This is a genomic window from Zooshikella sp. RANM57, from assembly GCF_050749885.1.
Lineage (GTDB): Bacteria > Pseudomonadota > Gammaproteobacteria > Pseudomonadales > Zooshikellaceae > Zooshikella.
The window spans coordinates 200940-221738 of sequence record NZ_JBOIUB010000007.1; the positions used below are offsets into that span (position 1 = coordinate 200940).

General features: G+C 41.0%; 15 protein-coding genes and 2 tRNA genes. 16 read left to right on the top strand and 1 reads right to left on the bottom strand.

Annotated features, from left to right (window positions below; translation table 11 throughout):
* Positions 1-89: 89 nt before the first annotated feature.
* The 15 genes from ftsH to ACQ96U_RS16295 all read left to right on the top strand — a co-directional run bounded on the left by ftsH (position 90) and on the right by ACQ96U_RS16295 (position 16545).
* Positions 90-2042, top strand: a complete 1953-nt coding sequence (gene ftsH / locus ACQ96U_RS16225) for an ATP-dependent zinc metalloprotease FtsH (protein ID WP_431722385.1) — start codon at positions 90-92, stop codon at positions 2040-2042.
* Between the two features lie 52 nt (positions 2043-2094).
* Positions 2095-2934, top strand: coding sequence for a dihydropteroate synthase (gene folP, locus ACQ96U_RS16230; protein ID WP_431722304.1), 840 nt, complete (start codon positions 2095-2097; stop codon positions 2932-2934).
* A 49-nt stretch (positions 2935-2983) separates the two neighbouring features.
* A complete protein-coding gene (gene glmM / locus ACQ96U_RS16235; RefSeq protein WP_431722305.1) occupies positions 2984-4324 on the top strand; it encodes a phosphoglucosamine mutase in 1341 nt (446 codons plus the stop codon).
* 76 nt (positions 4325-4400) lie between these two features.
* A complete protein-coding gene (gene tpiA / locus ACQ96U_RS16240) occupies positions 4401-5147 on the top strand; it encodes a triose-phosphate isomerase (RefSeq protein ID WP_431722306.1) in 747 nt (248 codons plus the stop codon).
* A 7-nt stretch (positions 5148-5154) separates the two neighbouring features.
* Positions 5155-5745 carry a preprotein translocase subunit SecG gene (secG, locus tag ACQ96U_RS16245; RefSeq protein WP_431722307.1) on the top strand — a complete coding sequence of 197 codons (591 nt, stop codon included), beginning with the start codon at positions 5155-5157 and terminating at the stop codon, positions 5743-5745.
* A gap of 22 nt (positions 5746-5767) precedes the next feature.
* Positions 5768-5852, top strand: a tRNA-Leu gene (locus tag ACQ96U_RS16250).
* A 58-nt stretch (positions 5853-5910) separates the two neighbouring features.
* A tRNA-Met gene (locus ACQ96U_RS16255) sits at positions 5911-5987 on the top strand.
* A 183-nt stretch (positions 5988-6170) separates the two neighbouring features.
* A complete protein-coding gene (rimP, locus tag ACQ96U_RS16260; RefSeq protein WP_431722308.1) occupies positions 6171-6626 on the top strand; it encodes a ribosome maturation factor RimP in 456 nt (151 codons plus the stop codon).
* Between the two features lie 47 nt (positions 6627-6673).
* The gene (nusA, locus tag ACQ96U_RS16265; protein WP_431722309.1) at positions 6674-8170 is read left to right on the top strand and encodes a transcription termination factor NusA; all 1497 of its coding nucleotides are present in this window, start codon (positions 6674-6676) and stop codon (positions 8168-8170) included.
* Positions 8171-8193: 23 nt separating this feature from the next.
* Complete coding sequence (gene infB, locus ACQ96U_RS16270) at positions 8194-10641, top strand: translation initiation factor IF-2 (protein WP_431722310.1); 2448 nt, start codon at positions 8194-8196, stop codon at positions 10639-10641.
* Between the two features lie 35 nt (positions 10642-10676).
* Entirely contained in the window at positions 10677-11069 is a 393-nt protein-coding gene (rbfA, locus tag ACQ96U_RS16275; RefSeq protein WP_431722311.1) for a 30S ribosome-binding factor RbfA, read from the top strand.
* A gap of 3 nt (positions 11070-11072) precedes the next feature.
* Entirely contained in the window at positions 11073-12002 is a 930-nt protein-coding gene (truB, locus tag ACQ96U_RS16280; RefSeq protein ID WP_431722312.1) for a tRNA pseudouridine(55) synthase TruB, read from the top strand.
* Positions 12003-12170: 168 nt separating this feature from the next.
* Positions 12171-12440 (top strand): 30S ribosomal protein S15, encoded by a 270-nt coding sequence (gene rpsO, locus ACQ96U_RS16285; protein WP_431722313.1) that lies wholly within the window; start codon positions 12171-12173, stop codon positions 12438-12440.
* 307 nt (positions 12441-12747) lie between these two features.
* The gene (pnp, locus tag ACQ96U_RS16290) at positions 12748-14835 is read left to right on the top strand and encodes a polyribonucleotide nucleotidyltransferase (protein WP_431722314.1); all 2088 of its coding nucleotides are present in this window, start codon (positions 12748-12750) and stop codon (positions 14833-14835) included.
* Positions 14836-15105: 270 nt separating this feature from the next.
* Positions 15106-16545 (top strand): hypothetical protein, encoded by a 1440-nt coding sequence (locus tag ACQ96U_RS16295; protein WP_431722315.1) that lies wholly within the window; start codon positions 15106-15108, stop codon positions 16543-16545.
* 74 nt (positions 16546-16619) lie between these two features.
* Here the strand turns inward: ACQ96U_RS16295 and ACQ96U_RS16300 are convergent, their stop codons facing one another.
* On the bottom strand, positions 16620-18062 hold the full coding sequence (locus ACQ96U_RS16300; protein ID WP_431722316.1) for a rhomboid family intramembrane serine protease: 1443 nt from the start codon (positions 18060-18062) through the stop codon (positions 16620-16622).
* A gap of 941 nt (positions 18063-19003) precedes the next feature.
* Here ACQ96U_RS16300 and ACQ96U_RS16305 point away from each other — a divergent pair.
* Positions 19004-20782, top strand: coding sequence for a ShlB/FhaC/HecB family hemolysin secretion/activation protein (locus ACQ96U_RS16305; protein WP_431722317.1), 1779 nt, complete (start codon positions 19004-19006; stop codon positions 20780-20782).
* Positions 20783-20799 lie beyond the last annotated feature (17 nt).

Genomic DNA, 20799 nt, shown 5'->3' on the forward strand with positions numbered 1-20799 from the left:
CTGGTATGGTTACCAGTTAGAAATCTGGTCAGGCAGACTGAGTGACTGTCAACTTTGTTCACTCTATAGAGGATAGCCCTTTGAATGACATGGCAAAAAATCTGGTGTTGTGGCTAATAATAGCTTTGGTGTTGCTCACAGTGTTTAAAAACTTTGGCAACATGCAGTCTTCAACCAAAGAAATTAGTTATTCCGATTTTGTCACGTACATTGAAAACAAACAGGTGAGTAAAGTTGAAATTGATGGCTCTAAAGTCAATGGGCGCTTTACTGATAATCAAACATTTGAAACTAACCTTCCTCTGGCGGTTCGCGACGACAAACTAATGGATGATTTGTTGCGCAACCAAGTTGAGGTCGTAGTTAAGCCTATCGAAAAGCAAAGCATCTGGACTCAGTTGCTGGTAGCAAGTTTCCCCATTCTTGTCATTATTGCTGTTTTCATGTTTTTTATGCGTCAAATGCAAGGAGGTGGAAGTGGCCGTGGTGGTCCCATGAGCTTTGGTAAGAGTAAAGCCAGACTGCTCAGCGAAGACCAAATTAAAACAACTTTTGCAGATGTTGCAGGTGTAGAAGAAGCAAAAGACGATGTTCAAGAGCTTGTAGAGTTTCTCCGCGACCCAGGTAAGTTTCAGCGCTTAGGCGGGCGTATCCCACGTGGTGTACTTATGGTGGGTTCACCTGGTACGGGTAAAACTTTGCTTGCTAAAGCGATTGCTGGTGAGGCACGAGTACCCTTTTTTACTATCTCTGGTTCTGATTTTGTAGAGATGTTTGTGGGGGTTGGTGCTTCTCGGGTTCGTGATATGTTTGACCAGGCTAAAAAGCAATCCCCTTGTATTATTTTTATTGATGAGATTGATGCAGTAGGCCGTCATCGTGGTGCAGGCTTAGGTGGTGGTCATGATGAACGTGAGCAAACCTTAAACCAATTGTTGGTAGAGATGGATGGTTTTGAGGGGAATGAGGGGGTCATTGTTATAGCGGCTACTAACCGTCCAGATGTACTTGATCCCGCATTATTGCGTCCAGGCCGATTTGATCGACAGGTTGTTGTTCCTCTGCCTGATGTACGTGGTCGTGAGCAAATTCTTAAAGTACACATGCGTAAAGTACCCATTTCAGAAGATGTGAAACCTGCTGTTATTGCTCGTGGCACGCCAGGTTTTTCTGGTGCTGACTTGGCCAATCTCGTTAATGAGGCTGCTTTATTTGCTGCTCGTGGTAATCGTCGTGTTGTGGGTATGGACGAGTTTGATAAAGCAAAAGATAAAATCATGATGGGTGCTGAACGTAAATCCATGGTGATGAGTGAAAAAGATAAGGAAATGACGGCTTATCATGAAGCAGGTCACGCGATTGTTGGCTTAAAAATGCCAGAGCATGACCCTGTTTATAAGGTAACTATTATTCCTCGAGGTCGTGCACTTGGTGTCACAATGTACTTACCAGAGGAAGATAAAGTCTCTTATAGTAAGCGTTATTTACTAGGACGAATTGCCTCTGCTTATGGTGGTCGTATTGCTGAAGAATTAATTTATGGGGCTGATGGCGTGTCAACGGGAGCCCAAAATGATATTCAGCAGGCTACTCAAATGGCCAGAAATATGGTTACCAAGTGGGGATTGTCTGAAAAGGCTGGTCCCTTACTTTATGGCGAAGAAGATGGTGAAGTTTTCTTAGGAAAGTCTCAGGGGGCTCACCATTTAAATGTAAGTCCTGAAACAGCAAAACTCATTGATGAAGAAGTTAAGCATATCATTGATAACTGCTATATAACGGCAAAAAGGCTTATTGAGGAAAACAGAGATAAGCTGGAATTGATGAAAGATGCATTAATGGAGTATGAAACAATAGATGCTGACCAGTTGAGCGATATTATGGCTGGTAAGAAGCCTAAGCCACCCGCAGATTGGCCTGAAGATGGGACAAATGGGGGCGCAAAAGTTGAAGATGTCAGTGTTAGTAAAGAAAGTAGCACTTCTGATTCAAAAGAAGCATCTAAAAAACCCTCTATTGGAGGACCTGCAGGTGAGCATTAAGCTCACCTTGCACTTTTTAACCTGCCTTAATTAAGTTTCTTACTCTTCGGTTATGACAACATCTACTTTGATGCTGGACTGTGGTGATAAAGTATTAGACTTATCTACACCACAGGTGATGGGTATTTTGAATGTAACTCCTGATTCATTTTCGGATGGTGGTCAGTATTGCCGTTTGGATAAGGCGCTTCAGCATGCAGAAAGAATGATTGATGCTGGTGCTTCAATTATTGATATAGGTGGTGAATCCACTCGTCCTGGTGCGGATTCTGTAACTGTGCAAGCTGAGCTTGATAGAGTGTTACCTGTTTTGTCTGCGTTGAAACAGCGTTTTGATATTGTTGTTTCAGTCGATACGAGTACACCTGAAGTGATGCGTGAGGCTGCACAGTTAGGTGCAGGGCTGATTAATGATGTTAGGGCATTAAATAGAGACAGTGCGTTAACAGTTGCTGCAGATCTAACTATTCCTATTTGTCTAATGCACATGCTTGGTGAGCCTGCTACTATGCAGCAGTTTGCCAGATATGACGATGTTGTTGATGAGGTAATCGCTTATCTACAGCAACGAGTAGATATATGTATTGAACATGGCATTAAGAAACAGCGTTTACTGATAGACCCTGGTTTTGGTTTCAGTAAAACGCTAGATCATAATTTGCTGTTACTTAAACATTTGAGTAAGTTGCAGCAGCTTGAATTGCCCTTACTTGTTGGTTTATCACGAAAGCGCATGATTGGTGATGTGCTTGGTAAGCCAGTATCAGAGAGGCTATTTGGTAGTCTCGCCTTAGCTGCTTGGTCAGTACTTCATGGGGCTCATATTGTGCGAGTCCATGATGTAGCAGAGACTGTTGACGTGATTCGTATGCTAAATGCTATACAGGATTAACAGTCTGGCTTTGGGGTTAATAAGGGCGTTTGTTGGAGACAATTTAAGTATGGAAAAAAAGTTCTTTGGTACTGATGGTATACGTGGAACAGTAGGTGAGTTTCCAATTACACCCGATTTTATGCTTAAGCTTGGGTGGGCTGCAGGTCGAGTCTTTGCGGGGAAACAGCAAAGCAAAATAATAATTGGCAAAGACACCCGAATTTCGGGATATATGTTTGAGTCTGCCTTAGAAGCGGGTCTTTCTGCTGCAGGTGTCAATGTTGATTTGCTGGGTCCTATGCCTACACCTGCTGTAGCTTATCTTACCAGAACTTTTCGAGCGCAAGCTGGAATTGTAATTAGTGCATCACATAATCCCTACCAGGACAATGGTATTAAGTTCTTTTCTGGAAAAGGACTAAAACTTGATGATGACATTGAGCTTCAGATTGAGCAAATGTTAGATCAAGATATGACTGTTGTTGGGTCTGATGCGATTGGCAAAGTAACCCGTATTAATGATGCGGCAGGTCGCTATATTGAATACTGTAAAAGTACCGTTAATGGTAGTGTTAGTTTAAAGGGGCTAAAAATTGTTGTTGATGCTGCCAATGGCGCAACCTACCATGTTGGACCTGCTGTATTTAGGGAGTTAGGTGCTGAGGTGATTGCTATTGGTGTATCTCCCAATGGCATGAATATTAACAAAAATGTGGGCTCAACTTCTCTAGGCTCTTTGCAACAAGCTGTAATGGACCAGCAAGCGGATCTCGGTATTGCCTTTGATGGTGATGGTGACCGTGTGCTAATGGTAGACCACAAAGGCTGTGTAGTTGATGGGGATGAGCTACTTTATATTATTGCACGACATCAGCAGCAGCATAAGGCGTTGCAAGGTGGTGTTGTAGGGACTCTGATGACCAACTTAGGGGTAGAAAAAGCACTTGAGTCTGCTTCAATTCCCTTTATTAGAGCAAAAGTTGGTGATCGCTATGTGAATGAGCAACTTATTTCAAATAATTGGTGTCTTGGTGGAGAGTCTTCCGGGCATATTATTTGTCGCCATGTAACCACGACAGGTGATGGCATTGTTTCAGCTTTACAAGTATTGAAAGCCATGTTTTGTGCTGAGCAGAATTTGTACGAATTAAGGCAAGGCGTTCAAAAATATCCACAAATCATGATCAATGTCAAAATGAAACAGCAGCTGAATATTTCTAATAATGCAGCTGTTCAACAGGCCGTAGCGCATGCAGAAAATCGTTTAGCTGACAAAGGTCGTGTATTATTACGTCCTTCAGGAACAGAACCTGTAATACGTGTCATGGTTGAAGGTGAAAATGAACAATTGGTTTCTCAGTTAGCCAATGAGTTGGCTGGGGTTGTACAACAGGCTGCGTCAAATTAGTTAGTAGGTCGGTAGGTTGTATATTACTGGCTACTACGCTAACATGGCCGGCCTCAAGTGACTAGGCGAGGTTTTTATGCGTAAGCCCTTGGTGGTAGGAAACTGGAAAATGCACGGTAATTCTGCTGAAAATGCAGCATTACTTGAAGGTTTGCTGAACACTGAGTTAGGAACAGCTGATGTGGCCGTTTGCCCTCCCAGCATTTATGTTGCACAAGTAGCTGAAAAACTAAAGGCGAGTGCAATGGGTTGGGGTGTTCAGAATATTTCTGCAGTAGAAAAAGGTGCATATACTGGAGAAATTAGTGCTCCTATGGCTAAGGACTTGGAGTGTAAGTTTGCCATTATTGGTCACTCAGAGCGCAGAACACTGTTCGGTGAAGTAGATAAAGATGTTGCAGATAAATTTGTTGCAGCCCAACAGGCGGGATTAACGCCTATTGTTTGTGTTGGAGAAAATCTGGCAGAACGTGAAGCTGGGGAAACACTGACAGTTGTTGGTCGACAATTAGGCGCTATATTAGCTGCTTTATCTGCAGGACAGGTTGATGGTTTTGTTATTGCTTATGAGCCTGTTTGGGCAATAGGCACTGGTAGAACTGCAACACCTGATCAGGCGCAAGAAGTACATAAGTTTATTCGTGATCAACTTGCAGCAATATCAGCTGAATTAGCTGAGAATATTCAGATACTCTATGGTGGGAGTGTTAAAGCTGATAATGCAGAAGCCTTATTTGCAAATCCTGATATCGATGGTGGATTAGTAGGTGGTGCTTCATTACTGGTTGATCAGTTTGTAGCGATTTGTCGTGCAGCAGGTTGATGACTGAATGGATACGATCATACTGATTATTCATGTACTTGCAGCGCTAGCCCTCATCGGGCTAGTGCTATTACAGCAAGGTAAAGGTGCTGAAGCTGGAGCCTCATTTGGAGGTGGTGCTTCACAAACAGTATTCGGTAGTCAGGGTAGTGGTAATTTCCTTACTAAATTGACCACTGTTTTGGCTACAGCATTCTTTGTTACAAGTTTTACTCTCGCAATGCTTGGTAAGCATAGCTCAAGTGTAGTATCTGAGTCTGCAGTACCTCAAATTGAGAAAGTTGAGCAGTCTACTGGTGATGCACCTGTTGTTAATGATGCTGAAGATTCTGCTAATGATGCACCAGGGGTTGACGAAGTGGGGCAAAATGAAGCAAAATCTGCACCCGCTTCAGAAGCTAATGTAAAGCAAGCTAGTCAATCAGTTGTGGAAGAAAATACAACTGTTGATGATCAAGCTGATATACAACTTAATAGTGAAGCTTCTGAAGATATACAACAAGCTACGTCTGTTGAAAGTAGCGCAGATGTAGAGAGTGAAGAAGTAAAGACTGAAAATCAAAATTCATCTGCTGATCAAGAAAGTACAGATCAGTAGGTATTTGATAAAACAATGTAAAGCCGAAGTGGTGAAATTGGTAGACACGCTATCTTGAGGGGGTAGTGGCGTAAGCCGTGCCGGTTCAAGTCCGGCCTTCGGCACCATTTGTTTATTAAGTTGACCGTGTAGATAATGCTGAATATAATCTAAGCGCCTTTTTGATGCGGGGTGGAGCAGTCTGGTAGCTCGTCGGGCTCATAACCCGAAGGTCGTTGGTTCAAATCCAGCCCCCGCTACCACTAGATTAAGAAAAACCCCTTAAATAAGGGGTTTTTTATTAGCTGAATTTTTTCAGTGAATGTTTGTGACAAGGAGTAGCCTTCACTGTAAATGTGATATTCAAGCTACTATTGATTTCAGGAGTGGGCGCTATGCCCACTTTTTGTTTGTAAAAAAATTATTTGGGTTGAGGCCAGTGACTTGTGGCAAGTAAACACCAGACACTTGAACAATTGATTGTGCCCACCGTAGAGGCATTAGGCTTTGTTGTGTGGGGTATTGAGCTTTTTTCTCAAGGGAAGCACTCAAAGCTGCAAGTTTTTATTGATTCTCCAGAGGGAATTAATCTAGACGATTGCGAAAAAGTTAGCCGGCAAATTAGCAGTATTTTAGATGTAGAAGATCCAATTTCTGGCGAATATACACTAGAGGTATCTTCACCAGGTATGGATCGCCCATTATTTACTTTGGCGCATTATGAAGCGTTTAAAGGGCATCAAGTCCAGTTGAAGTTACGCTCACCTTATGAAGGCCGAAGAAAATTCAAAGGCGTTATCACTGGCGTGGAAAATGACGAAGTCGTGGTTCAGGTTGAAGACCATGAATATTTGTTCGCTATCGATCTTATCGAGAAAGCTAACATAATACCTCAGTTTTAAGGGCTCTCTGGGCTTTTGGGCAGGTTAAGTAACAGGCGAGGCGTAGCATGAGCAAAGAAATTTTACTAGTCGTTGACTCAGTATCAAATGAAAAGGGTGTGCCGCCCGATGTTATCTTTGAAGCAATTGAAATTGCTTTGGCAACTGCAACTAAAAAAAGATATGAAGAAGATATCGATGTTCGTGTAGCCATTGATCGTAGAACAGGAAATTACGATACTTTTCGGCGTTGGAAAGTTGTTGCTGATGAAGATTATGAAAATCCTGCTGGACATATAGTCATTGAAGAAGTCGATGAAAAAGACCCTAACCTGCAGATTGGGGATTATTGGGAAGAGCAAATAGAGTCTGTTGAGTTTGGTCGTATTGCCGCTCAAACAGCAAAACAAGTTATTGTTCAAAAAGTTCGTGAAGCAGAACGCGCTCAGGTAGTTGAAGCATATAAAGAAAAGTTAGGCGAACTTGTTAGCGGTACAGTTAAAAAAGTAACGCGCGATAATATTATTGTTGATCTTGGAAATAATGCAGAAGCAGTATTACCTAGAGACCAAATGATTCCACGAGAATCTTTTCGGGTTGGAACGCGGGTAAGAGCACTCCTTTTGGATATTCGTAAAGATGGACGTGGTCCTCAGCTAGTACTTAGCCGAGCCTGCCCGCAAATGTTGATCGAGCTATTTAAGATTGAAGTGCCAGAAATAGCTGAAGAAGTTATTGAAGTTAAAGGCGCTGCTCGAGATCCAGGTTCAAGAGCCAAGATTGCAGTAAAAACCAATGATGGTCGAATTGATCCTGTCGGGGCTTGTGTAGGGATGCGTGGATCTCGTGTACAAGCCGTATCTGGAGAGCTGGGAAATGAGCGAATTGATATTGTCCTCTGGGATGATAATCCTGCCCAGTTAGTTATTAATGCAATGTCCCCTGCTGAAGTAGCTTCAATTGTCGTGGATGAAGATGCCGATACTATGGATATTGCGGTTGCAGAGGATAACCTTGCGCAAGCAATCGGTCGTAATGGTCAAAATGTCAGGCTAGCCAGTGAGCTAACTGGCTGGACACTCAATGTGATGACTGAAGAAGATGCGCTAGCCAAGCAAGCGCGTGAAGTGGATGACATTGTAAATCGCTTCCGTGAGCAGCTTGAAGTTGATGAGGACCTTGCACAGTTGTTAGTTGATGAAGGCTTTACTTCCCTTGAAGAAATAGCCTATGTACCTCTGGAAGAAATGCTGGAAATTGAAGGCTTTGATGAAGGCTTGGTAAATGAGTTGCGTCAGCGAGCCAAAGACAATCTGTTAACACTTGCGATTGCTTCAGAAGAGCAGTTGGAAGAAGCCCAGCCAGCAGATGATCTGCTGACCATGGAGGGGATGGATAAGCACCTGGCATTTTTGTTTGCCAGTAAAGGCATCATAACCATGGAGGACCTAGCAGAGCAGTCAATTGACGACTTGCTTGATATTGAAGGCATTGATGAAGAACGTGCTGGACAACTCATCATGACTGCGCGAGCACCATGGTTCGAAGATGGGCAGCAAGGGTAACCACGGAGAGAGGAGATTTGTTGATGGCAGATGTAACAGTAGAACAACTCGCCCAAGTGGTTGGTGCGCCTGTTGAACGATTACTGCAGCAAATGAAAGATGCGGGCTTACCGCAAACAAAGGCCAACCAGGCTGTTTCTGACTCAGAAAAACAAGTTCTGTTGGCTTATTTAAAGCAAAGTCATGGTGGCTCTGCAGCAGATCCAGGTCGTATAACGCTTAAGCGTAAAACCGTTAGCCAGCTTAAGGTGAGTGGCGGTCAAGGGAAGAGTAAGACGGTTAATGTTGAAGTACGTAAAAAACGTACTTACGTTAAACGCAACGAAGCGGAAGCTGAAAAAGCTGAGAAGAAACGTCAAGCTGAAGAAAAAGCACGTGTGTTAGAGAAGCGTCGTAAGGAAGCTAAGGAAGATGCAAAACGAGTTAAAGACCAGGAAGAGCGGGCACGTATCGAGGCTGAAGCACGTAAGCAGTTAGAAGCTGAGCAGTCTCAAAAAGAAAAGCCAGCCGATAAGGATAAAAGCTCACCTAAACGCAAAGCCCGTGAAAAGAGTCGTTTTGACCGTGACGATGATGGCGATGACCGTCGTAAGAAGCGTCGCTCAGTAGATAAAGGTGATGCAAAGCCTGGGCGTGGTGGAAAAAATACGCGACGTGGGAGATCTGCTCCTCAAAAAACACAATTGCATGGCTTTGAAAAACCAACAAAACCCATTATTCGGGAAGTGAGTATTCCTGAAACGATTACACTGGCTGAATTAGCTCAGAAGATGTCTGTGAAAGCAGCTGAAGTTATTAAAGCCATGTTTAAGCTAGGCACAATGGTGACAATTAACCAAGTCATCGATCAGGAAACAGCCGCAATTCTGGTTGAAGAAATGGGGCATAAAGTCAAACTGATAAAAGCTGATGCGCTTGAAGATAGTTTGGCTGCAGAGCTTAATATCGTTGAAGGTGATCAAGTTTCTCGTGCACCTGTAGTGACTGTTATGGGTCACGTAGACCATGGTAAAACGTCACTACTTGACTATATCCGAAAAGCAAAAGTTCAGGCAGGTGAAGCGGGTGGAATCACTCAGCATATCGGTGCTTATCATGTAAATACTGACCGCGGTATGATCAGCTTTCTGGATACACCAGGTCACGCAGCATTTACAGCGATGCGTGCACGTGGTGCCAAGGTAACTGACATCGTTATTTTGGTGGTGGCTGCGGATGATGGTGTAATGCCTCAGACTGAGGAAGCTATTCAACATGCTAAGGCTGCAGAAGTACCTATTGTTGTAGCGGTTAATAAGATAGATAAACCTGAAGCTGATCCTGACCGAGTTAAAAATGAGTTGGCTCAGCGCGATGTTATTCCAGAAGAATGGGGTGGAGATACCCAGTTTGTTAATGTTTCAGCACATAGTGGTGAAGGTATTGATGAACTACTAGAAGCATTGTTGTTACAGGCTGAACTGCTTGAGTTAAAAGCTGTTCCTGTATCTCCCGCTCGCGGTATTGTGATTGAGTCTTCTTTGGACAAGCGTCGTGGTGCTGTGGCTACAGTCTTAGTACAAAATGGTACGCTTTCTCAAGGTGATAATGTGCTTGTTGGCCAATTCTATGGCCGTGTCCGTGCAATGCTGGACGAAAATGGAAAACCTATTAAAGAAGCTGGTCCATCAATTCCAGTGGAGATCCTTGGGTTGGATGGAACACCTGATGCGGGTGATGAGGTTTTTGCAGTTCAGGATGAGAAGAAAGCACGCGAAATTGCACTATTCCGTCAAGGCAAATACCGTGAAGTGAAACTGGCACGTCAACAAGCTGCTAAGCTTGAGAATGTTTTCGAGAACATGAAACAAGATGAGAAGAAAACACTCAACATTGTTTTAAAAGCGGATGTTCGTGGTTCTCTAGAAGCGTTAACACAAGCTTTGAATGATCTTGGTAATGAAGAAGTTCAAGTAAAAGTGGTTTCAGGTGGTGTTGGTGGTATCACTGAGACTGACGCAAACCTTGCATTAGCTTCCAGTGCAGTCATTTTTGGCTTTAATGTGCGTGCTGATGCTACAGCAAGAAAGATTGTTGAAACCGAAGGCCTCGATTTACGCTACTACAGTGTGATTTACGACATCATTGATGATGTTAAGAAAGCACTCAGTGGTATGTTGAAAGCTGAATTTAGAGAAGAAATTGTGGGCGTGGCTGAAGTTCGTGACGTCTTCAAATCACCTAAATTTGGTCTTATTGCCGGTTGTATGGTGGTTGAGGGCATGGTTTACCGTAATGAGCGTATTCGTGTGCTTCGCGATAACGTGGTTATTTACGAAGGTGAACTTGAGTCTCTGCGCCGTTTCAAAGATGACGTCAATGAAGTACGAAGCAACATGGAATGTGGTATTGGTGTGAAAAACTACAATGACGTACGTGTAGGCGACAAGATTGAGGTTTATAAGTCAATTCAGGTCGAGCGTAGCTTGTAAGTTTGACTGATAAATTAAATTGAATGTGAGAATACATGGCTAAAGAATTTAGTCGAACACAACGTATAGCGGATCAGATTCAAAAAGAATTAGCAGTGCTAATTCAGTTAGAAATCAAAGATCCGCGATTAGGAATGGTGACAGTAAGTAGTGTCGAGGTAAGTCGAGACTTAGCTTATGCGAATATTTATGTCACTTTTTTGGGGAAAGAAGATCAGGTCAGTAATGACGAGCAAGTTGCTGTATTAAATAAAGCAGCTGGCTTTTTAAGGTCAATGCTAGCAAAAAGATTAACTGTTAGAACAACACCTCAACTGCGCTTTTTTTTCGATGAAAGTATTCAGCGTGGCCAATATCTATCAAAGTTGATTGATGACGCTGTCAGTAAAGATCGTAATCACCACGATAAAGATGTTGAGGAAGAGTAAAACGTGGCAAGACGTCGTCGTCAGCGTGGTCGCCCTGTGCATGGTATTCTGGTGCTCGATAAACGCCAGGGTGTTACCTCAAATAAAGTATTGCAGGAAATTAAAAGCATGTTTGGTGCTGCAAAAGCAGGCCATACAGGTAGCCTTGATCCATTAGCAACAGGGGTTTTACCTATTTGCTTTGGTGAGGCAACAAAATTTTCTCAATATCTGCTTGATGCAGATAAAGGTTATCAAGCAGGTGTTCGGTTTGGTATTCGCACAGCGACAGGGGATGCTGAAGGAGAAGTCATTGAGCAGCGTCCAGTTACCTTTTCTGAACAAGAACTGCTGACAACGCTAGAGCAGTTTACAGGTGAAATATCTCAAGTTCCTTCAATGTATTCAGCGATTAAAGTTGATGGTCAGCCACTTTATAAGTTGGCAAGAGAGGGAATTGAGGTTGAGCGAAAAGCTAGAAATATAGTGATTCGTGAATTGTCTTTAACATCATTTTGCCAAGAGACTGCTGAGATACAGGTGGCCTGCAGTAAAGGGACTTATATTCGTACACTTGTAGAAGATATTGGTGAAGCATTAGGCTGTGGTGCCTATGTTACTTCTCTGCGTCGTACATCTGCTGGTCCTTTTACCTTAGATAATGCCTATACTATCGAGCAGTTAGACGAGGTATGCCAGCAAGGTGGGCATGAGGCTTTGGACAAGTTGCTCCAGCCTACAGATATGGCCCTTAAACTATTACCTCAAGTTATTCTTGGTGAAACGACGGCTTATTATCTAATCCAGGGACAACCCGTGTTGGTTCCTCGAGCACCAACGGCTGGTTTTGTAAGGCTTTACCAAGAAGGTGATCAGCCTGTTTTTCTGGGGATAGGTGAGATTTTAGATGATGGTCGTGTTGCTCCACGACGATTGGTTAGAATTTACTCGTAATTACGGGTAGAATGTGCAAGCTTGCTAAGCAGTGTTAGCACTTAATCACTGCTTGGATTGCGAGGATGGCTGTAAATATGCACGGTCATACCTTCAGTTTGCTTAGTCTGGTTGCTTCAAGCTGCTTTGACTACATCAATAAGTGCATATTATTTAGGAGAATTAATTATGGCACTGAGTGCTGAAAAAAAAGCTGAGATCATTAAAAGCTTCCAAACTGTTGAAGGTGATACTGGTTCACCAGAGGTTCAAGTAGCATTGTTGTCTGCTAACATTGAAAGTTTGCAAGGACACTTTAAATCTCATATTCATGATCACCACTCTCGTCGTGGTTTAATTAGAATGGTTAATCAGCGTCGTAAGCTGCTGGACTATCTGAAGCGTAAGGATGTAGGTCGCTACAGTAACCTGATTTCTCGTTTAGGCTTACGTCGCTAATTAGGTTAGCGATGAAGGTTCGCCAGCTAGACTTCATAAATGTCTTAATGCTGGTAATCGGTACACCGCTAAGATCAGTGGTAGGTCTTCCTACCAGTGTTTAGCGGTGTTTTTATTTGTATAAAAAATATACCAATAGGCCTGTTATCTCTCGCATTCAGTTGCCGCCAGTCCAGCGCCTCCTTGAATATATAGACACTGTAAGGTATGGACTAACTCTGTAGAGTTGGTGCTGCTAGCATAAAATCAGTGCAAGATGAATATTTTCAGGCAAGATTATTGAAAGATTTGAAAGAAGGATAACATTGTGAATCCGGTAAGAAAGACTTTTCAGTTCGGTGATCAGACCGTAACACTGGAGACCGGGCGCGTTGCACGGCAGGCTACAGGTGCGGTATTAGTAACTATGGGTGGCGTAACTGTTTTAGTTGCTGCAGTAGGTGCTAAACAAGCAGTGGAAGGCGCTGATTTTTTCCCTTTATCAGTTCATTATCAAGAAAAAACATACGCTGCTGGTCGTATACCTGGAGGCTTTTACAAGCGTGAGGGACGTCCATCAGAAAAAGAAACACTCACATCTCGTTTAATTGACCGCCCAATTCGCCCATTATTTCCCAAGGGCTTCATGAATGAAGTTCAAATCCTCTGTACAGTAGTTTCTACTGATAAAAAGCATGATCCAGATATTGCTGCATTGATTGGTACTTCAGCGGCTTTGGCTATTTCTGGTATTCCTTTTGATGGTCCGATAGGGGCTGCTCGAGTTGGTTTTATTGATGAGCGTGGTTATGTTCTCAACCCTAGCTATGCAGACTTAGAACAGTCTGAATTAGATATGGTGGTTGCAGGTACTAAAAATGCCGTACTTATGGTTGAGTCTGAAGCCGATGAGTTGACAGAAGATGAAATGTTAGGTGCTGTATTATTTGCGCATCAAGAGTACCAAGTTGTTGTTGATGCTATTACAGAATTTGCAGCTGAAGCTGGCAAGCCTCGTTGGGAGTGGGAAGCGCCTGCTATCAATGAAGCATTGATGACGACGGTTGAGAATGCATTTGCATCAGATATACGTGCAGCTTACCAAATTTCAGACAAAATGGAGCGCTATACTCGGCTTGGTCAAATCCGTGAACAGGCAGTCAATGAATTAGCCAATGAGGAAGGGCAGCCCAGTACAGCAGAAGTAAGCAGTCTGTTCAGTAAGCTTGAAAAAAGTATTGTTCGGCAGAATGTTGTGGATGGTAACCCACGTATTGATGGCCGAGATACAAAAACAGTAAGACCTATTCATGTCGAAGTAGGTGTTTTACCTGCAGCGCATGGATCAGCCTTATTTACTCGTGGTGAAACACAAGCGCTTGTGGTATCGACTTTAGGTACAGCACGTGATGCACAGCTAGTTGATCAGCTTGAAGGTGAGCAGCGTGAATCCTTTATGTTGCACTATAACTTCCCTCCATATTCAGTAGGTGAGTGTGGTCGTATAGGTGCGACTGGCCGTAGAGAAATTGGCCATGGTCGTCTGGCGAAGCGTGGTGTTCAGGCTGTACTACCACAAGAAGACTCATTCCCTTACAGCATGAGGGTGGTTTCAGAAATTACTGAATCTAATGGCTCAAGCTCCATGGCTTCTGTTTGTGGTGCTTCTTTAGCATTGATGGATGCTGGAGTACCACTAAGAGCTCCTGTTGCTGGTATCGCAATGGGCTTGGTTAAAGAAGGTGAAAAATTTGCCGTTTTGACGGACATTCTGGGTGATGAAGACCACTTAGGTGATATGGATTTTAAAGTAGCTGGTACCAATGAGGGGGTTACTGCCCTACAAATGGATATCAAAATTCAGGGCATCACTGAAGAAATCATGGAAATTGCCTTGGAGCAAGCGCGTGAAGCTCGTTTGCATATTCTAGGTGAAATGGGCAAAGTCTTAGCTGCATCTCGTCCTGAGCTAGCGGATAATGCTCCTACCATGCAAATGCTGAAGATTGATCCAGATAAAATCCGTGATGTTATTGGTAAAGGTGGAACAACCGTTCGCGCTATTTGCGACGAAACAGGTGCTGCCATCGATATTGATGACAATGGCAATGTTAAAGTGTATGCAGATGATAAAGCTTCTGCTGCTTTAGCTGTTCAGCGTATTGAAGAAATTACTGCAGAAGCTGAGATTGGCCGGGTTTATGACGGTAAAGTACAACGTATTGTTGACTTTGGAGCATTTGTGAATATCCTTCCTGGTAAAGAAGGTTTGGTTCATATATCTCAGATTTCAACGAAACGAATTCAAAAAGTCTCTGACGTTTTGCAGGAAGGCCAACAAGTTAAGGTTGTCGTAACGGATATTGATAATCGTGGCCGCATCAAGCTGAGTATGAAAGATATTGCTCAGGACTAACAGTCAGTGGACAGGATATGTTAAGAAGGGCCGTTAGGCCCTTTTTTTTTTACAGATTTGAACATCGTGATAATGTTGATTTGAAAACAGGGTACTGATTTTATGACTATGGTAAAGAGAAGAACCTTGTTTGGCTTAGTCTATTATTGGGAAGACAAACCTTTTTGATGGAGAAAGTAGCCTTAGCTACTTGTTGGAAAGGAAAAAGTGACTTTTATACCCTTTGATTTTGGGTATAGCTTACAGTAGCCGGATTTGCTAGATACGATTATGGGAACGTGTAAATACCATCAAGACCAGCCCGCCACATGGCAGTGTAAAAAGTGTAACCATTTTTATGGTGACTGTTGTGTGCCCATCCCCGTAGATTCAACACGAAAGATAAAGTGTTCATTGTGTACTGAACCTCTCACTTATCTAGGTGGGACTTATTCAGCAGAGCCTTTCTGGAAGAAAACTCATGATTTTTTTGTATATCCTTTTCAGAGTAATGCGTTAGCTTTTTTAGGAATTATTACTTTAATCCAGACAGGTGTTTATTTTGTTTTTGGTGACGTTACTTCTCTTGGAGGACTTATTTTATACATCGCAGCGATGATTGTTGTGGGAGGAATTCAGATTAACTATTTTTTTACGGTAATTAATTATATTGCTGAAGGTGAAAAGGAAGCTCCACCAGCTGCAATAGCTTTTTCATTAGAAGGCGTATCTTTACTTTTTAAACAAATAGCGTTAATTGTTATCGCAGTAATTTGTGGGGTAGCCGCGTTTAAAACCTCTATTGTCATAGGTATTATTGTTTCTGCTCTGCTTTATCTCTTTATTCCTGCCAGTATTATGATACTAGCGCGAGAGCACTCGCTTGGGGAGGCTATGAACCCCAGCCGTATTATTGAAATTATTAGGGGAATGGGTTGGCCTTATTTACTTCTCTTTGTATTTTTATACATTCTTACAATGGGGCCAAATATTGCGACAGAAATAATGCTGAAATTTGTTAATGAGTTTTTTGTCATTCCAATAGATGCTTTTTTTAGCGCTTATTTTCATTGTGTTTCAGTTGCAATTTTGGGGTATTGTATATATCAATATCAAGTAGCCTTTGGTTTTGTCAGTGAGCAAGATGAAACAAAAGCACTCAATGAAGTTGACTATGAAACGAAACTAGCGCTCTGTGAATCAGAAATTTTTATGAAGGAAGGTAGGCGTGAGCAGGCTGGAGAAGTTATTCGCAATGCAGTTAACAAATACCAGAAAAGTCTTGAGTTGAATAGGCGGTATCATCACTACTTAAAAACATTTGGTCAAAATGAGTTACTGACACGGCATAGCCTTCATTTTATTAATTTATTACTTGAGCAAAATATGGACCGTGAAGCTGCTCAGGTTTATATGACATGTAAAGAAAAAAAAGTGGCGCTGACATTCAAGGTTGCTGAAATGTGTCATCGTTTAGGGGCTGCTCTTGCAAATAGCCATCGCTATAAAGAAGCTATCTTTTTACTGAAAAATCTCCATAAGCTTTTTCCACAATATCGTGGTATTCCTGATGCTTACTTCGTTATGGCAAAAGCATTTTCTGAGGGGTTACATCAAGACGAACAAGCAATGAAGCTATTAAACTTTATTATTCAAAAGTACCCCAATGCGATGGTGACAAAGGAAGTAAAAGATTATCAAAATGTAATACAGGGTATGAAGAAATCATAAACTAGCTGGGTTGAATAAGATTATCCTCAGCGAAGCTGAGGATAATAGTAAGACAACTGAATTGCATACTGGTATTAGTGTTTTTTCAACAGTTTAGCCTGTTGTGAGTCTGGGTAGTGATGTACTAGATAACTGAGGTAGCGCTGGTAACTCGCTTGATCTTTATCTTTTGCACAAGCCTTGGCTACCAAAAATAGAAGGGTGGGTAAGCTTGTATATTTGGCATCGAGTTTTAACAAGCGTTTTAGTAGTATCTCCGCATCAGTCCGATAACCATGTTTTGAAAAATGTTCTGTGAGAAAAGCAAGTACTTTAGGTGAGTTAAGTGATGAAGCATTATTTTGTTGAGAGTATTTTTTGAAAATTTTATGAACGAAGCCCACATGTTGAGGGTTTTTAGCCAATTGAAATATTTTTAATGCTGCTTGATGAAAGTTTTTGTCTGCAGGATTATGACTAGTAATTGCATAATATTTTTCAAGAAGCTGGTGATTTTCAGGGTATTCATTCATAGCGTTCAGACATACCCGCTGTGCAGCATCTAAGTTAAAGTTTGATATATAGTTATCAGCCTGATTAATGGCTCGTATAATAGGCTCATTAGGGTCGTTTTTTTCTATGTAATCAACATCTACTTTAACTAGCCAGTTTTTAGTCAGGTAAAGCAAGCCAAAGCCGCTGATTAAACCGCCAATATGTGCCCAGTAATTAATATGGTCAAAAGTAAAAAATGCACCATAAAGTTCTTTCCCTAACCAAATTGGGAAAATGGCAATGGCTGGTGCGCGAAAGTAATTGAAATAGAAACCTATCCAATAAAAGAATTTTATTTTTCGTAGTCCATAAAGTGCTAAATACATTCCCATTAAGCCAGCAATAGCACCTGATGCACCAATTCCAGGTATAAAGCTTTGTGGTTCGAGGACGACGAAAAGAGCATTTGCCGCTAAGCCTGTGATTAAATACAGAACAGTAAAGATAATTCTGCCAATGGCAATTTCCAATGAAAAACCAAAGATAAAGAGAAAAATCATGTTTCCCAGCAAGTGATCCCCACTGCCATGTAAAAACATGGATCCGAAGTAGCCACTAGCTGTAGGCTTCGCGGGGATAATCCCGAATCGGATAGAGCTAACTTCATCCCGCTGATCTGTAGCTACTTTTCTCGATTGGAGCCACTGTTCTTTATCTTCATCGTCTTTAATTTTTTCTTTAAGAAACTGGTCAAAACCAACACTGATTAGTATTTGATTAGCTACGAATCTATTGTAACCCGCTTTATCAAGACGATAAATTTCATTGTATAGCTCATATTCTTTATCTATGTACTGGTAATAGAGCGGCTTTTCTTTTTCATATAAGCCACTGTTTATATAGTAGGTGACGGCATGGTCAATTTTTTGCTCGTCATTACCTTGGTAGCCCCAATAAATAATACAGTTAATAATGATGAGTAAGAGTGTTAAGATTGGTGGTTTAGACCAGTCTAATTTTTGTTCTGCTGGAACGATTAACATTGTAAATCCATACTCTTATGTAATGAATATTAAAGTATGTTCGACTCAATATTGAATGTATATAAATGTCGTTACTGATTATAATGCAGGCTTTATGTATCTGACAGAAGAAATTGGAAATCAACAAGTTAGACTGATACTGTCAACTATTTTGCTTACTCTGATCTGGATCATGAATGGTTTTGCTGATTTGCAAGTTACTGTGATCCGCTTTGATCTAGGGAGTACAGTTAATCACTTTTAAGAAGACCTTTCATATGAGTGTGTCCTGAGAAACAAAGTTAGTAATCAATAACGTATAGTTAAAAAAAAAAACGGGTTGAGGGACATCATACTCGGGCATTCAGGCTTTAAAAGCACAAATGGCGGCAACTATCCGGATATAAGGCGCTTTACAAACATCGGTTGTAATAGAGCTGGTATATAACTCATTGTATTGAGCTGTCCTTGTCGTTATTGGTTTAATCTTAAGTTTGAATGCAATGTGCTGTTTATATTCTTTACTTTTCCTTTAACCATAAAATGGTGCAAATTTCTAATCATAATTCAATAAAAAATTATTATTTCTAAAGGAAATAAATAGTTTAATTTAACTGTCATATACGTAAAAATACAAAGTGACTTAATTCATAAAAAGAACAATAGTTCATAAGTATAGGTTATTTTGCTGATCAGTTTATATTAATGTAAATAATGAACTTTGCTCAAATTCGTCAAAATTTCCGCATATCAATGAAAAACACTATTGTAATGAGATTGCTGTCACAGAATGAGTGGCGTTTTTGTCACGAAAGTGTGAATTCTAGTCGTAGTAAGTTATAAAAGTGACAATTTTGTCAACACGCTCTAAATCCGTATGATCCCTGTTCAAATAATAGGCGCAAGTAAATATTTTCAGCAAAACGCCTGGCTTAATGGTTGTAAGCCAAACAGGGAAACGTATGAAGACAAGCACTATTTCACGTATATTTTCTATTTTCGTTGGTTTAACCTCCTTTGTTGTAGTATCTCAAGAGATACCATCAGCAATTACCCCTGGCGGCGCAGAGCCTGAATTGAATCAAGGGTTTTCTATACCTGCTATTCAAGAAGAAATTTTTCCAATTCCACCTGCAATAGAAAGACCTCTAGATGTTGATAGTGGACCAAAAATAGTTGTAAAAAATATCAATCTTGTTGGTTTTAATGATCATGACGAAAATGATATTTTTGTTAATGAATTAATAAAAATAGCTACTGAAGAAATTTCCAATTATCAAAGTAACCGAGAAATGGCACAGTTGACTATTGGCCAATTGCAACTTATTGCAGATAAGCTGACATTATATTATCGCTCTCATGGACTGGTACTTGCTCAAGTATATATTCCTGCTCAGGAAGTAAAAAATAATGCTGTGACATTTAATGTACTTGAAGGAAAGTTAGGGAAAGTTTTTGCTAATGATAATACACATTATAGTGATGAGCAGATTTTAAAACCTTTCGATCAACTATTAAATAAGCCTGTTTCTTCTGAAGAAATTGAGGAGGCACTTTTATTATTAAATGATTATCCAGGGTTAACGGTTGGAGGTATGTTTACTACTGGGCAGCAAGTGGGCACTGCAGATTTAAAAGCAATGACACTAGAGGAAAAGTGGTATAGTGGACGTTTATTGTTTGATTCCTCTGGTTCGAAGTATACTGGAAAAGACCGTTATTTGACTGAATTAAATTTTTATAACCTAGCTGGCTTAGTTGATACGTTAAGTCTCCAGTTATTACAAACAGATAGGCCCAGTAACTCATTGTATTGGTCTTTTAAATATGAGTTGCAGGCGTTTAACCCGCGTAATTATGTAGGAATAAGCAGCTCAAAAAATAAATTTGATGTAGGCAGTGAATTACAAGCGCTAGGATTGGAAGGCTACAGTACACAACATGAAGTGTACTGGCGTCATGTATTTAAACGCAGTAGAAACCTAAATATTTATGGACGTTTAGGATTAGCTCTCAAAGAGTCAGAAACAAAAACAAAAACAGATTTTACCTTAGGTACTGATAAACTGACTGTATTAACAGCACAATTGAGCTTTGATCATGTTGATAAAAAGTATGGCGGTATCAATTTAGGTTCAATAAGTTATTCTCAGGGATTTGATAACTTATTAGGTGCTATGGATGAAAAAACATTATCAAGTGATGGAGAGCATTCAAGCCGAAGAAGAAGTAACGGTGATTATGTCGGTGGTAAGTTTTCAAAGTGGAATATTGAATTAGCGCGTGTACAAGCATTGAATGAGGACCAAACATTGACCTTTAATTTTAAAGGCCAATATTCAGATGATTCATTAGTTTCTTTAGAGCAGTTTAGCATGGGCGGACCTAATAGTGTTCGCGCTTACCCCGCATCTGAATTTCTTGTGGATAAAGGCTACTTTACATCTTTGGAATGGAATGTTGGCTTTCCATTTATAGGTGATAACGAAACATATAATGGCAAGCGCTGGAAAGATATGATCAATTTCTCAGTATTTGTTGATCATGCTGTAGGACGGCTTAACGATCCTCTGGATAATGAAGAAGAGAAAAAATCATTATCGGGTGTTGGGGTCGGTATGTATTTTACGGATATTAATGGCCTTGATGGTCGGTTTTATGTTGCGAAGCCTTTTTCAAGTCATGAGGCCAGTAACGATAGAGATTACCAAGTCTTTTTTGAAGTTAGTTATAAATTTTGATGGTTAGGCAAAAGGAA

Excerpts from the sequence above, each read along its gene's own strand:
- ftsH (WP_431722385.1), top strand. The coding sequence starts at position 90 with ATGGCAAAAAATCTGGTGTTGTGGCTAATAATAGCTTTGGTGTTGCTC.
- folP (WP_431722304.1), top strand. The coding sequence starts at position 2,095 with ATGACAACATCTACTTTGATGCTGGACTGTGGTGATAAAGTATTAGAC.
- glmM (WP_431722305.1), top strand. The coding sequence starts at position 2,984 with ATGGAAAAAAAGTTCTTTGGTACTGATGGTATACGTGGAACAGTAGGT.
- tpiA (WP_431722306.1), top strand. The coding sequence starts at position 4,401 with ATGCGTAAGCCCTTGGTGGTAGGAAACTGGAAAATGCACGGTAATTCT.
- secG (WP_431722307.1), top strand. The coding sequence starts at position 5,155 with ATGGATACGATCATACTGATTATTCATGTACTTGCAGCGCTAGCCCTC.
- nusA (WP_431722309.1), top strand. The coding sequence starts at position 6,674 with ATGAGCAAAGAAATTTTACTAGTCGTTGACTCAGTATCAAATGAAAAG.
- infB (WP_431722310.1), top strand. The coding sequence starts at position 8,194 with ATGGCAGATGTAACAGTAGAACAACTCGCCCAAGTGGTTGGTGCGCCT.
- rbfA (WP_431722311.1), top strand. The coding sequence starts at position 10,677 with ATGGCTAAAGAATTTAGTCGAACACAACGTATAGCGGATCAGATTCAA.
- rpsO (WP_431722313.1), top strand. The coding sequence starts at position 12,171 with ATGGCACTGAGTGCTGAAAAAAAAGCTGAGATCATTAAAAGCTTCCAA.
- ACQ96U_RS16295 (WP_431722315.1), top strand. The coding sequence starts at position 15,106 with ATGGGAACGTGTAAATACCATCAAGACCAGCCCGCCACATGGCAGTGT.
- ACQ96U_RS16300 (WP_431722316.1), bottom strand. The coding sequence starts at position 18,062 with ATGTTAATCGTTCCAGCAGAACAAAAATTAGACTGGTCTAAACCACCA.
- ACQ96U_RS16305 (WP_431722317.1), top strand. The coding sequence starts at position 19,004 with ATGAAGACAAGCACTATTTCACGTATATTTTCTATTTTCGTTGGTTTA.